Here is a 12,117-nt window from a genome sequence, read left to right on the forward strand (position 1 = left end):
GTTTCTGATCAGCCCCAATACCTACTGTTCAGTTTCCGTCCTTCAGTAGGGCAGAAATGTAGGGGCGCACGCCGAGGCAGGATGCGGCGTAGCTTGAAGTGGTGATCATCCAGGGCGTTACCAAGCATGCCGTTAAACTCCGCATCCAGAGGTATAAAGCGGTTCCGGCCTTTCTCGAACTCATGCAGGTGGCAGCTGTTCCAGCCGAGGGCGGCCTGAATGAATCGGCGTAGCTTGCGTAGGGTGCAGTCACCCTTGACCCGGATTCGCCGCCAGATCGGCGGGTTGAAATGCAGCTGATCCAACTAGGTTGCAGGGTGTACAGGGAGCGTTATGTGGCGATGGCGGCTCGGTCTATCGTGAACACGTGAATGGCCATGTTCTCCAGGCCAGGGGCGAGCTGCTCAAGGATTCCCGGGTCAGGAACATCTGGGGCGAGCTGCTGCAGGTGTTGGCGCAGTAATGAAATGGGTGGTCCTCTTTTTCCTTCTGATTGGCGTTATCGGTTGAAGTGGGTTATGTGTTGATCACACCGAATTCGATCGGCTACATGAGGGACATCATGAAGCAGTGCCCGGCATGCCTGGACCAGATTGGGAAGAGCTTTCGAGAGAAGCCGCATTGCGACCTGGAGCTCCAGAGCTCAAAGGACTGGCCAAACAGTGCAGCACACGGCAGCCATACCGACAGCTATTACAAATGCCGGGCGTGCGGCTCGACGTTGCTCTGGACGAACGACAGGTTTGTCGATCGGGTCTGGAGCTAGGAGTCCAGTCAGCGAGCCGAGCCGTACAAATTGGTCGCCAGGACGCGCGTCGCAGCCGTTTGGGAGAATTCGCCAATGCCAAGCGGTAGGCCGGGCTCAGAAATGTCTGGCAGTGCGCCTGCCATGTTTGCCGTACTTGGGTCTTACGGGCGGATCGGCATCCGCAGTCCGCGCTTGGTCGATGGCCGCGCGCAGGTCCTCGCTGTAGTTCTCGCCAACGACACGCTCTACAGGAAAGTTCGCGAAGTGGCTGACGATCTCGATGCCGGTGGCGGTGTCATCAACTTCACCACGGTTCATGAACCGCACATCCCAGCAGTTCAGCTGGAGGGCATCCAGCCGCACGCCATCTCTTTGCAGTATCTCGATCTCGTCTAGAAGGCGATCCCTTTGCCGCACTACGGCCAGGTACTCCTCTTCCAATATCACCCATCGCCGGCCCTGGACGTGCGGGAAGTCCATCATCACGTGGTAGCGTGGCAGCGGTGGTGGTTGAAACGATTTCAGGTCTTTGCGCATGGCCAGATTCCTGGTCCCCTTGCGGGACAGATAGACCGAGCCTCTCCGCGGAATCCCGTGGAGTCCCTGGCGGCCATGGCTATTCGGAACTGATCGAAGTGTTCCTCGCGAACCACATCCTCGCTTATCAAGCAGTTTTTTTGTCTTCGCCATCTTAATTAAGGCTAGCTATCGTGACGAGTTCGGCTCAGATAACGGACCGATGGCGTTTTGCTGTCTTGAGGTGCGGCAACGCTCCCCAAACCTCTGGCAGTCGGGCCATTCAGGGGAGTGCGTAATGCCCTCGCCAGATAGGCGGAAAGGCGTTTCCGGAAACGGGTAATAGATTTGGGGGAAGGGGGGACGGGGTCGGCTACTGGTGCCGCAGCGCCTTGATGCGGTGCTTGGTGTGACTCCTGCACTTGGCTCACCGTAGGGTGCGCTATGTGCACCGACCGCGGGATCGGCCTCTGCGCCTCGCTCAACCCCTGGTGCGCGCGGCGCACCCTACCCGGTCAGCTCCATCGCTCCAGCCTTGTAGGATGGGCCGGGCGGCGCTCCGCTTTAGCCCACGCTGACCTCCGATGGTGGGCTGAAGCCCACCCTACGGGCTCCTGCTGCGGGATCGGCCTCTGCGCCTCGCTCAACCCCTGGTGCGCGCGGCGCACCCTACCCGGTCAGCTCCATCGCACGAGCCAGACAACCTGAGTCGTAAATAGGTAGATGGATTGGCAACCGGCAAAAGCCCCGTACGGAACGGGGCTTTATCAGGTAGCGCAATCACGCACATCTCGTCCTGTTGTTCAGCCTTTCGCACTCATCATTCGCCACGGCTTGTTCTGCATGCCGTCCACCGACGAAGTCGCCAGTTGCTCTGTCGATGATCCGGTACCAGCAGACGTCCAGTACGTTTGCTCCGTGAACCTCATCCTTCTTGATCCCTCTGACGCCCACTCGTGGGACCCGTTTCACCGAAAAGCGTGCACTCATGGCGGACCTCCTGATTTGAGGGGATGAACCGAACAATTCTGATAGCTGCGAATAGCCGACGTCGCGAACATGAAGTCGAAACCGATCGTTTCCGAACCGTCGAAATCGCCTTCGTGCCTAGGGAGCATGTCATGGTTCTGCGACGTGTCCATTGCGACCAGGTGTCGCATCCATGAACGACACAAGCTCCAAGTGGTCATCCAGCAGCGTGCCGCTTCACCCCTGAAGAGGAGAGGGGGGACCCACGCCTCTGAAATCGTCGTTAGCGAATTCGAATTCTCCCCACCTCCTTACGATCTGCCCGCGCTCCCGCGCATCCACCGCCAGTTGTTCGGGGGCCTGTAACCCGGATGCAATCCGGGAACGGTGGCGGGCTTTCCCCGGATTGCATCCGGGCTGGCCCAATCGCCATGTGTGCCATTCGCGAGCAGAGCTCGCTCCTACGGGGGCTATGCGCGAGTAGGTGGTTTGAGGCTCGGATTGCCCCTTCCATGGGTATCGCTTCGCTCGCGGAACGCCGACCGCCTCGTCCTACGAAATGCCCCACATCCTTGTGAGTTGGCCCTTCCCCCAGTGCCATATGCGCTCGCTGCCCGGCCGTTGTTAGCGTTGCTCCCGATCTTTCCAAGCCATTCAGCACTGCTGAGAAGAACAACAATCGGGAGGTGGCGTGATGGGTGTTTTGCAGTTGGGCAGGAGGGTGGCCGTTGCCACGTTGGCGGTGGCCCTGGCAGGTGGGCTGCCGCTGCAGGCGGCGGAGCGGGGCGTGACGCTGCAACCGGGGGTGTTGAGCATCGGCTCGGACATGACCTATCCGCCCTACACCTACCTGGAGCGGGGCAAGCCGGCTGGTTTCGACCCTGAATTCATGGCGCTGCTGACCCGGCAGTTGGGGCTGGAAGCTCGCTTCATCGATACGCGCTTCGCCAACCTGGTGATGGGGGTGAATGCACGGCGTTTCGATGTGGTGGCTTCGGTGGTCTATCTGACGCCGGAGCGGACCACCCAGGTGGATTTCCTGCCGTACCTGAAGAGCGGGTCCTCGCTGATGGTGCGCGCCGACGACGCCTTCCGCCCGCTGCGGCCGGAGGAGCTCTGCGGCAAGAAGGTGGCCTCGCTCAAGGGCGGTTCCTGGATTCCCCGGCTGCTTGCGTTGTCTACCGAACACTGCGTGGCATCCGGCAAGCCGGCGATCCAGTCGCTGGAGTTTCCTACTTCGCCCGAAGCGGCTCAGGCGTTGCTGGCCAAGGCGGCGGATGTGCTGTTCGAGAATGCCGCGGTGGCCAGGATCACCGCCGACAAGTTGCAGGGCAGGGTGGTGATCAGTTCGAAGGAGCTGATCTTCCCGGTGGTGGTCGGGTTGGCGGTGCGCAAGGGCAACGAGGCCTTGCTGCAGCAGCTGCGCACGGGCCTCGAGCGGATGAAGCGGGACGGCGAGTACCAGGCCTTGCTGGCGCGCTACAACCATGACGAACCGACCGAAGCGGATGTCGCCCACGCCCTCGGCGCCGGCCCCACCCTGTGACCCATGGCCCCGCTGTAGGGCGGGGCCGAGCAACGCGGAGTTGGACACATGCATTTCGATTGGCACTACGCCCTGGGGCAGCTGTGGAACGTCGACTTCTGGCGGGCGCTGGGCACTGTGGTGGAGTTGAGCCTGGAGACCTGGCTGCTGGGCATCGTGCTCGGCTTTTTCCTGGCATTGGCCCGGCTGTCGCAGCGGCGCGTGCTGCGTGAGGCGGCCGGCCTGTATATCTGGTTCTTTCGCAGCCTGCCGCTGCTGGTGCTGCTGATCTTCGTCTACAACCTGCCGCAGGCATTTCCCGCCACCAGCGTGCTGCTGGCCAACCCCTTCAGCGCCGGCCTGATCGCCATGGTGCTGAGCGAGGCCGCCTACATCGCCGAGATCCATCGCGGCGGCCTGCTGGCGGTGGCCAGGGGCCAACTGGAAGCGGGCAAGGCGCTGGGCATCGGCTATCGCGGCGTGCAGTGGCTGATCGTGATTCCCCAGGCCCTACGGGTGGCGCTGCCGACGCTGGCCAACGAGTACATCACCATCGTCAAGCTCACCTCCCTGGTGTCGGTGATCTCGCTGTCGGAAATCCTCCTGGTGGGGCAGCAGCTCTACACCCAGAACTTCCTGGTGATGGAGACGATGCTGGCGGTGGCCTTCTATTACGTGTTGATAGTCACGGTGTTCAGCTTTCTGCTGCGCAAGCTGGAGCAGCACCTGGACGTTACCCGGCGCAAGCCCAGGCCCGTTGCCGTTGGCGAACTGCCGCTGGTATCGGCACGGCGTGCCGATGGCGAGCCGGAAGAAGGCGAGTTCGCGCTGCAGCTGCGTGGCGTGCGCAAGCGCTATGGCGAGCTGGAGGTGCTCAAGGGTATCGACCTCGACATCCGCTGGGGCGAGGTGGTGTCCATCATCGGCCCGTCCGGCTGCGGCAAGACCACCCTGATCCGCACCATGAACGGCCTGGAAAGCCTTGACTGGGGTGAGGTGCTACTGCGTGGCCAGCCCTTCCTGCGCGGCACGGAGGAGCGTGGCGGGGCGCTGGGCGGCAAGGTGCATATGCAGGGCATCGTGCAGGTGGGCATGGTGTTCCAGGGCTTCAACCTGTTCCCCCACAAGACGGCGCTGGAGAACGTGATGCTGGCGCCCCGGTACCACGCCCATGACGACGGCGAAGCGCTGCGCCAGCTGAGCCTGGCGCTGCTGGCCAAGGTGGGCATGCTGGAGCACGCTGGCAAGTACCCGCACCAGCTTTCCGGTGGCCAGCAACAGCGCGTTGCCATCGCCCGGGCGCTGGCCATGCGGCCCTCGGTGATGCTCTTCGACGAGCCCACCTCGGCCCTGGACCCTGAGCTGGTGGGCGATGTGCTGGCGGTGATCGAGGAGCTGGCCCGGGAGGGCATGACCATGGTCATCGTCACCCACGAGATGAACTTCGCCTTCAGGGTGTCCGACCGGGTGGTGTTCATGGAGGGCGGCCGGATTGCCCAGATCGGCGCGCCACGCGAGTTGCTGGAGCAGCGTAGCGAGCGTATGGGCCGCTTCCTCAAGGATGTGCAGCTGGCCTGACGAAGTCTGCTTTTGTAGGAGTGATGCAAACAGAGGCAACGGAGGCGGCCTGTCGCTGGCCGCCCCGGGGCACCCATTGATCGCGTGAGGAAGCCCAACGAGGAGTCTGATCATGTACAAGGACTACCCAGCCGCCTACCAGGCCAGCAAGGGCTCCGCCCTGCAGGTGGACCAGGCGTTCTACGACCGCATCCGCGAAGACAAGGCCGCGCGCACGCTGGTGGAGCAGTTCGAGGTGCCGATCCGCACCGGGCGGGCCTGGAAGGTGCCGGCCGGTCACGTCTTCCGCGTCACCACGCCTATGGGCCCGCAGGTGGGTGACTTCAACCTGTGGAATGCGAACGATCCCCGCGAGCGTATGTGGGCCGCACGCACCCGTCAGCTGCAGGGTGCCCACGTGAGCACGTACGACCGCCTCTGGTCGAACGTGCCGTTCCTGCGGCCCATGGTCACCATCACCGACGACAGCCTGGCCGGCTACGGCATCGACGAGCATGGCGGTCGCCTGCACGACCTGCTGGGCACGCGCTGCGATCCCTACGTGAACAAGATGCTCACCGGCGAAGACTTCCATCACCACTGCCACTCCAATCTGGTCCGCGCGGTGTTGCCGTACGGCCTGACCGAGTTCGACGTGCACGATGTGCTGAACATCTTCCAGTGCACCGGCCTCAACCATGACGACATGTACTTCATGAAGGCCTGCCCGGCGAAGGCCGGCGACTACCTGGAGTTCTTCGCGGAGATCGACCTGCTCTGTGCACTCTCGACCTGCCCGGGTGGCGACCTGTCCCTGCCCATGTGGGGGCCGGAGGCCCAGGACCCATTGAGCGTCTGCCGGCCGCTGGGCGTGGAAATCTATTCCCTCGGGAAGCACCTGCTGAAGGGCTGGAAGCAGCCGGAGCGTGCCGCCTACAAGGGCCTGCATGGCCTGCGGATCGACAAGGCTGCCTGGGAAAAGTGACAGCCAAGGGCCCCGGCGAAACACTGTGCTTGCCGGGCCATGTTCCAGTGTCGGGAGAGCAAGCGAATGAACAAGCCTCTATTGAACTGCGATATCGGCGAAAGCTTCGGCGCCTGGAAGATGGGGCGGGACGAAGACGTCATGCCCTATATCGACTGCGCCAACATCGCCTGCGGTTTCCATGCCTCCGACCCAGTGACCATGAGCCGCACCGTGGCATTGGCGCTGGCCCACGATGTTTGCGTGGGGGCGCATCCGTCCTATCCCGACCTGGTGGGTTTCGGCCGCCGCTCAATGGCCTGCGCGCCGGAGGAAGTGGTCGACATGCTGCTGTATCAGATCGGCGCGCTGGACGGCATCTGCCGCGCCCAGGGGGCGACCGTCGAGTACATCAAACCCCACGGCGCGCTGTACAACGACATGATGGGCGACCCCGCGCTGCTCCGGGCGGTGTTCAAGGCGGTGGCGAGCTACCGCCCGGGGCTGCGTCTGATGCTGATGGCGCGCCGCGACGACGGCCCCGCGCTGGCGCTGGCCGCCGAATATGACGTGCCCCTCTGGTTCGAAGCCTTCACCGACCGCGCCTATGACCACGCGGGCAACCTGCGCTCGCGCCGCGAGGCGGGGGCCGTGCATAGCGAGGTCGACCGCATCGTGGCACAGGCCATGACGCTCGCTCGCGAGCAGGGCCTGGCCACCTACGACGGTGGTTACCTGGCGCTGCGGGTGGACACGCTGTGCGTGCATGGCGATAACGATGGCTCCATCGCCGCCGTGGAGCGTATCCGTCAGGCCCTGGACGAGGCGTTTCCTTCATGACTGCGCGTATCGAGGTCGCTTCCGTCGACCGCCTGACCCTCCGCCTGGTGCTGCCACGGCGGTGATGGAAGCTGGCGATGAGCGCATGCGATGTCGTCCTGCAGGGGCTGTTCGACCTGCGCGCCGCGCTGGAAAGTGCGGCGCTGCGTCAGGCTTGCCGCAACGCCTCGGATGAAGACATCGCCGAACTCACGGCGAGCTGGGCCACCTGCAAACCATCGGACTGGACCTCGGAAGCAGAGGAGGTTTTCCAGTTGGAGCTGGCGCGGATCTCCGGCAATGCTCGTCTGCACGAGGCACTCTGGTCGGTGTATGCGCTGCTCGATGCCATGGGCGGCGGCGCACGCCCACAACTGGCCCCCGAAGCGCAGGCTGCCCTCGTCGATGCCCTCCAGGCCCGCGACCTGTCCCACGGCCGCGAGCTCCGAGGTGTTCGCCTGCTGCTGAGCGACAGCCTCAACCTCCTGCTGCACCCGGACGGCTCGCTGAAGATCCTCTTTGGCCGTAGGTAGGTTGGCGCTGGCCGCGGATGTGCCTGGTAGCTCAGGCTACTTTGGACTTTGCCCGGGGAGGTCTCCGCGATTTTTCGCCCGCCAAACCAGATAGCGTCCATAGCTCAGGCCGATCAACCCCGCGACAACCGAGGCGGACAGCACGCCAAGCTTGGCGGCACTCAACAGGTCCTCCTGAGTAAACGCGAGATTGGCAATGAAGATGGCCATGGTGAAGCCGATGCCAGCCAGACAGCCGATCAATGCCATCCAGGGCCAGGACGTACGAGGTGGCAGGCTGCACCACCCCAGGCGCACCATCAGCCAACTGCTGCACAGCACGCCCACGGGCTTACCCAGAACCAGGGCCAGCGCCACCCCTGACAGCACCGCCAAGGAAGCGCCACCGTCCAGGCTCACGCCATCGAGGGTGACGCCCGCGTTGGCCAAGGCAAACAGTGGCATCACCAGGAAGGCCACCCAGGGGTGCAACGCCATCTGCACGCGCAGCACTGGTGGGAGCAATTCGCGCTGGGCCTGGCGGAGTTGCTTGACGGGTTCGATCAGTTCCGCGCCCTGGCCGTTGGTGGCCTGGTCGCGTGCGGCAAACTCATCGATTGCCTGGGTTGCCAGTTGCAACGGGGGCTCCGTGACCTGCACCGGGCGAACCGGCGTCATCAGGCCGAGTACCACGCCCGCCAAGGCCGGATGTGCGCCGGTCTTCAGGAAGCCGAACCAGAGCAGCGCTCCAGGCAGCAGGTAGGCCAGGGCCGAGCCTATGCCGATCCATTGCAGGCCGAGCACCAGCAGGATGCCAACGCCTGCAATCAGGAAGCCCACCGCGTCCAGCCCGCTGGAATAGAACAGCGCAATGATCAGGACCGCGATTATGTCGTCGGTGATGGCCAGGGTCAGCAGGAACACCCGCACGGAGGGCGGTACCGAACGGCCCAGCAAGGCCAGGACTCCGACTGCGAAGGCAATATCGGTGGGGGTCGGTACTGCCCATCCTTGACGCAGTCCCTCGGTATTGTTGAGCGCGAGATACAGCAATGCCGGGACCAGGACGCCGCCGAACGCGGCGACTACCGGCAAGGCGGCCAGTTTGAGGTTGGACAGTGTGCCGTCATGGGTCTCCCGGCGGATTTCCATACCAACCGCCAGGAAGAACACCGTCATCAGGGCGTCGTTGATCCAGAAGTGCAGCGAATTCGAAATGACCAGATCGCCAACCCCGAACGACAGCGGCAAGTGCCAGAAATGCGCGTAGCTGTCGGCGTAGGGGGAATTGGCCCAGACCATCGCCGCGGCAGCCACAATCAGCAGAGCGATGCCGCTGACCGCTTCGATGTGGAGAATTCTTTCGAGGGCGGAAAACGCCTTGGCGGCGATGCGTTGCGCAGCCGGCGGTACCTTGGGAGAAGGGGCCCGGTTCATGGTTGCTCATGCTCAAGCAACGTGTGTGGCGGCCCGACCAACATGGGGATCAGCTCATGCCCAGCCAGTTTGGCAGGACCAGGGAGATCCAGGGCACGTAGGTGACCAGGACCAGGAAGAGCAGCAGGATCATCAGCCAGGGCATGGCCGCGCGGATGGTGGAGGTCAGCGGCATGCCGGTCACGGCCGCGGTGACGAACAGGTTCAGGCCCACCGGGGGGGTCACCAGGCCGATCTCCATGTTCACCACCATGATGATGCCGAGGTGTATGGGGTCGATGCCCAGTTTCATTGCGATGGGGAAGAGGATGGGGGCCAGGATCAGGATGATCGCCGACGGTTCCATGAAGGCTCCCGCTACCAGCAGCACCAGGTTCACCACCAGCAGGAACATCACCGGTGTCAGGCCCGCGTTTATCGCCCAGGCGGTGATCTGCTGCGGCAATTGCTCGGTGGTCAGCACGTGGGCGAAGAGCATGGCGTTGGCGATGATGAACATCAGCATGATGGAGAGCTTGCCGGACTCCAGCAGCACGCGGGGGGCGTCGCTCAACTTCATGTCCTTGTAGACGAACAGGGCGATGAAGGCCGCGTAGACCGCCGACACCGCCGCCGCTTCGGTGGGGGTGAACATGCCGCTGTAGATGCCGCCGAGGATGATCAGCATCAGCAGCAGTCCCCAGAGGGCCTTGCGCCCGGCGTTCAACCATTCGCGGAAGGTGGCGCGGGGCATGGCTGGCAGGTTCTTCTTCACGGCAACGATGTAGATCACCACCATCAACGACAGGCCGAGCATGATCCCTGGCACCACGCCGGCCATGAACAGCTTGCCCACCGAGGTTTCGGTGGCGGCGGCATAGACCACCATCACGATCGAAGGCGGGATGAGGATGCCGAGGGTGCCTGCATTGCAGATGATCCCGGCGCCGAAGGCTTGCGGGTAACCCGAGCGCACCATGCCGGCGATGGCGATGGGGCCCACGGCGGCGACGGTGGCGGGGCTGGAGCCGGAGAGTGCGGCGAACAGCATGCAGGCCAGCACGGCGGCGATCGCCAGCCCGCCCCGAATATGGCCGACACAGGCATTGGCGAAGTCGATCAGGCGCCGGGCCACGCCTCCAGTGGTCATGAAGGCGCCGGCCAAAAGGAAGAACGGGATTGCCAGCAGGGTGTAGTGCTCGGAGGTCTCGAACAACTTGATCGCCAGGGAGCGAACCGAGTCCGGGCTGAACAGCAGGATGGTCAGCGACCCGGCCAGACCCAGGGATATCGCGATGGGCACGCCGATGAACAGCAGCAGGAAGAGCAGGACGAAGAGGAACAGGATGGTCATGGCTGGTCGTCCTTGCGCGGGTGTTCCTCCTGTTCGGTGAGTTTGAGCGCTTCGGCGGCCTCGTCCGCGAGACCCAGGCCGGTCTGGCGGTTTTGCAGGATCCGCACGAAGATTTCCGTGTAACGAATGAACGCCAGGGCGAAGCCAAGCGGGACGATCAGGCCGATATGCCATTGCTGGATGCCATAGTGCCCGAGGTCCTCGGCGCCGATGGCGGCGACGAACAGGGTCTGCGTCCATTCGAGGCTGGCCACGGCCATCAGGCCGACATAGAGCAGGCAGCTCAGGCAGGCGACGATGCCCAATGCCCGCTGCACCGGGCGGGTGGTCAGCTTGACCAGGGTGTCGACCCCGATGTGCCCGGCGATGCGCACGCCGTAGGAGAGCCCGAAAAAGATCAGCCAGGCGAACAGGGCCTTGGTCATCGCGATGCTCCAGGTCATGGCCTGGGCCATGGCGAGGATGGCGTCGCCAATGGCGAACAGGATGCCGGCGGCCGCTTGCCAATGGTCGGCGAGGTTGTAGAACAGGGTGTAGAGGTTGTTGAGGATCACGTAGCCGAAGGTCACCAGCGTCATGGCGGCTAGCAGCAGGGCGATGAACATCTCCTCGAAATGGTCCCAGACGCGCCGCAGGGCGTTCATGGATGGCATCTCCCGATGGCGGAGGTGCCCGGTAAACCGGCCCATTCCGGAGCGGGCGGTCTACTGGGCCTGGTTGGCGGCTTCAGCGGCCTTGATCAGGTCCGGACCGATCTCGGCTTCGAACTTCTTCCACACCGGTTTCATGGCGTCGCGCCATTCGTTGCGTTGCTCGGGTGTCAACTCGATGATTTCGCTGGTCTTGGCCGCGATGATGCGCTGCTTGTCCTGCTGGTTCAGGCTATCGGCCTGCTTGTTCACCTCGGCCGTGACCTCCTGGATGATCTTGTCCAGTTCGCTGCGGACATCCGGCGGCAGGCCGTTCCAGAATTTGGTGTTGGTGATCAGCATGTAGTCCAGCACGCCGTGGTTGGACTCGGTGATGTACTTCTGCACCTCATGCATCTTCTGCGAGTAGATGTTTGACCAGGGATTCTCCGCACCGTTGACCACGCCGGTCTGCAGGCCCTGGTAAACCTCGGCGAAGCTCATCTTGCGCGGGTTGGCGCGGACCGCCTTGAACTGCTCCTCGAGTACGGCCGAGGCCTGCACGCGGAACTTCAGGCCGCGGGCATCCTTGGGGTCACGCAGGGGTTTGTTGGCCGAGAGCTGCTTCATGCCGTTGTGCCAGTAACCCAGGCCCGTGATGTTCTTGCTTTCCATCGACTTGAGCAGGGACTGGCCCTCGGGGCTGCGCTGGAAGCGGTCAACGGCCTGGATGTCGTTGAACAGGAAGGGCAGGTCGAACAATTGAAGCTGCTTGGTGTATTGCTCGAACTTGGCCAGGGACGGTGCGATGAGCTGAACATCGCCCAGCAACAGGGCCTCCATTTCCTTGCCGTCACCGAAGAGTGAGGAGTTGGGGTAGACCTCGACCTTCACCTTGCCGGGCAGTCGCTCTTCCACGAGCTTCTTGAACAGCAATGCACCTTGTCCCTTGGGCGTGTGCTCGGCCACCACGTGGGAAAACTTGATCACGATGGGATCGGCGGCCTGGACCAGTCCGGCGACGCCCAGGGCGAACGCAAAAGCGAGTGCTTTCAGAACTGGTTCGAACATCGATAGACCCTCTTGTTATTCCCGGCCGGATTCGGGC

The 12,117-nt window shown here is 63.4% G+C and carries 11 protein-coding genes; 5 read left to right on the forward strand and 6 right to left on the reverse strand.

What is annotated here, in order from left to right:
* Positions 1-8: 8 nt before the first annotated feature.
* Together ACFW0H_RS25955 and ACFW0H_RS25960 are read right to left on the reverse strand one after the other, a co-directional pair.
* Positions 9-305 (reverse strand): IS1096 element passenger TnpR family protein, encoded by a 297-nt coding sequence (locus ACFW0H_RS25955; protein ID WP_422916717.1) that lies wholly within the window; start codon positions 303-305, stop codon positions 9-11.
* Between the two features lie 557 nt (positions 306-862).
* Entirely contained in the window at positions 863-1,285 is a 423-nt protein-coding gene (locus tag ACFW0H_RS25960) for a hypothetical protein (protein WP_422916718.1), read from the reverse strand.
* Positions 1,286-2,927: 1,642 nt separating this feature from the next.
* Between ACFW0H_RS25960 and ACFW0H_RS25965 the strand changes: the two genes are divergently transcribed.
* The 5 genes from ACFW0H_RS25965 (at position 2,928) to ACFW0H_RS25985 (ending at position 7,631) form a co-directional block, all read left to right on the forward strand.
* Entirely contained in the window at positions 2,928-3,779 is an 852-nt protein-coding gene (locus tag ACFW0H_RS25965) for a transporter substrate-binding domain-containing protein (protein ID WP_422916719.1), read from the forward strand.
* Between the two features lie 48 nt (positions 3,780-3,827).
* Entirely contained in the window at positions 3,828-5,336 is a 1,509-nt protein-coding gene (locus ACFW0H_RS25970; RefSeq protein WP_422916720.1) for an amino acid ABC transporter permease/ATP-binding protein, read from the forward strand.
* Between the two features lie 112 nt (positions 5,337-5,448).
* Complete coding sequence (locus ACFW0H_RS25975; RefSeq protein WP_422916721.1) at positions 5,449-6,300, forward strand: urea carboxylase-associated family protein; 852 nt, start codon at positions 5,449-5,451, stop codon at positions 6,298-6,300.
* A gap of 66 nt (positions 6,301-6,366) precedes the next feature.
* The gene (locus tag ACFW0H_RS25980) at positions 6,367-7,119 is read left to right on the forward strand and encodes a 5-oxoprolinase subunit PxpA (RefSeq protein ID WP_422916722.1); all 753 of its coding nucleotides are present in this window, start codon (positions 6,367-6,369) and stop codon (positions 7,117-7,119) included.
* Between the two features lie 77 nt (positions 7,120-7,196).
* Positions 7,197-7,631, forward strand: a complete 435-nt coding sequence (locus ACFW0H_RS25985; RefSeq protein ID WP_422916723.1) for an FCD domain-containing protein — start codon at positions 7,197-7,199, stop codon at positions 7,629-7,631.
* A gap of 36 nt (positions 7,632-7,667) precedes the next feature.
* Here ACFW0H_RS25985 and nhaA read toward each other — a convergent pair whose 3' ends face one another.
* From nhaA to dctP, 4 genes are read right to left on the reverse strand one after another with little or no spacing between them, the layout of a single operon-like run.
* The gene (gene nhaA, locus ACFW0H_RS25990) at positions 7,668-9,047 is read right to left on the reverse strand and encodes a Na+/H+ antiporter NhaA (protein WP_422916724.1); all 1,380 of its coding nucleotides are present in this window, start codon (positions 9,045-9,047) and stop codon (positions 7,668-7,670) included.
* 49 nt (positions 9,048-9,096) lie between these two features.
* Positions 9,097-10,380 (reverse strand): C4-dicarboxylate TRAP transporter large permease protein DctM, encoded by a 1,284-nt coding sequence (dctM, locus tag ACFW0H_RS25995; protein WP_422916725.1) that lies wholly within the window; start codon positions 10,378-10,380, stop codon positions 9,097-9,099.
* Positions 10,377-11,024: a TRAP transporter small permease gene (locus ACFW0H_RS26000; protein WP_422916726.1), complete on the reverse strand. Its 648-nt coding sequence runs from the start codon at positions 11,022-11,024 to the stop codon at positions 10,377-10,379. The genes dctM and ACFW0H_RS26000 overlap by 4 nt, the downstream gene beginning before the upstream one ends.
* 60 nt (positions 11,025-11,084) lie before the next feature.
* Positions 11,085-12,080 carry a C4-dicarboxylate TRAP substrate-binding protein DctP gene (gene dctP / locus ACFW0H_RS26005; RefSeq protein WP_422916727.1) on the reverse strand — a complete coding sequence of 332 codons (996 nt, stop codon included), beginning with the start codon at positions 12,078-12,080 and terminating at the stop codon, positions 11,085-11,087.
* Between the last annotated feature and the right edge of the window lie 37 nt (positions 12,081-12,117).

The organism is Metapseudomonas cellulosilytica (assembly GCF_049334135.1).
Taxonomy (GTDB): domain Bacteria; phylum Pseudomonadota; class Gammaproteobacteria; order Pseudomonadales; family Pseudomonadaceae; genus Metapseudomonas.

Excerpts from the sequence above, each read along its gene's own strand:
- ACFW0H_RS25980 (WP_422916722.1), top strand. The coding sequence starts at position 6,367 with ATGAACAAGCCTCTATTGAACTGCGATATCGGCGAAAGCTTCGGCGCC.
- dctP (WP_422916727.1), bottom strand. The coding sequence starts at position 12,080 with ATGTTCGAACCAGTTCTGAAAGCACTCGCTTTTGCGTTCGCCCTGGGC.
- ACFW0H_RS25965 (WP_422916719.1), top strand. The coding sequence starts at position 2,928 with ATGGGTGTTTTGCAGTTGGGCAGGAGGGTGGCCGTTGCCACGTTGGCG.
- ACFW0H_RS25975 (WP_422916721.1), top strand. The coding sequence starts at position 5,449 with ATGTACAAGGACTACCCAGCCGCCTACCAGGCCAGCAAGGGCTCCGCC.
- ACFW0H_RS25970 (WP_422916720.1), top strand. The coding sequence starts at position 3,828 with ATGCATTTCGATTGGCACTACGCCCTGGGGCAGCTGTGGAACGTCGAC.
- ACFW0H_RS26000 (WP_422916726.1), bottom strand. The coding sequence starts at position 11,024 with ATGAACGCCCTGCGGCGCGTCTGGGACCATTTCGAGGAGATGTTCATC.
- dctM (WP_422916725.1), bottom strand. The coding sequence starts at position 10,380 with ATGACCATCCTGTTCCTCTTCGTCCTGCTCTTCCTGCTGCTGTTCATC.
- ACFW0H_RS25960 (WP_422916718.1), bottom strand. The coding sequence starts at position 1,285 with ATGCGCAAAGACCTGAAATCGTTTCAACCACCACCGCTGCCACGCTAC.
- nhaA (WP_422916724.1), bottom strand. The coding sequence starts at position 9,047 with ATGAACCGGGCCCCTTCTCCCAAGGTACCGCCGGCTGCGCAACGCATC.
- ACFW0H_RS25985 (WP_422916723.1), top strand. The coding sequence starts at position 7,197 with ATGAGCGCATGCGATGTCGTCCTGCAGGGGCTGTTCGACCTGCGCGCC.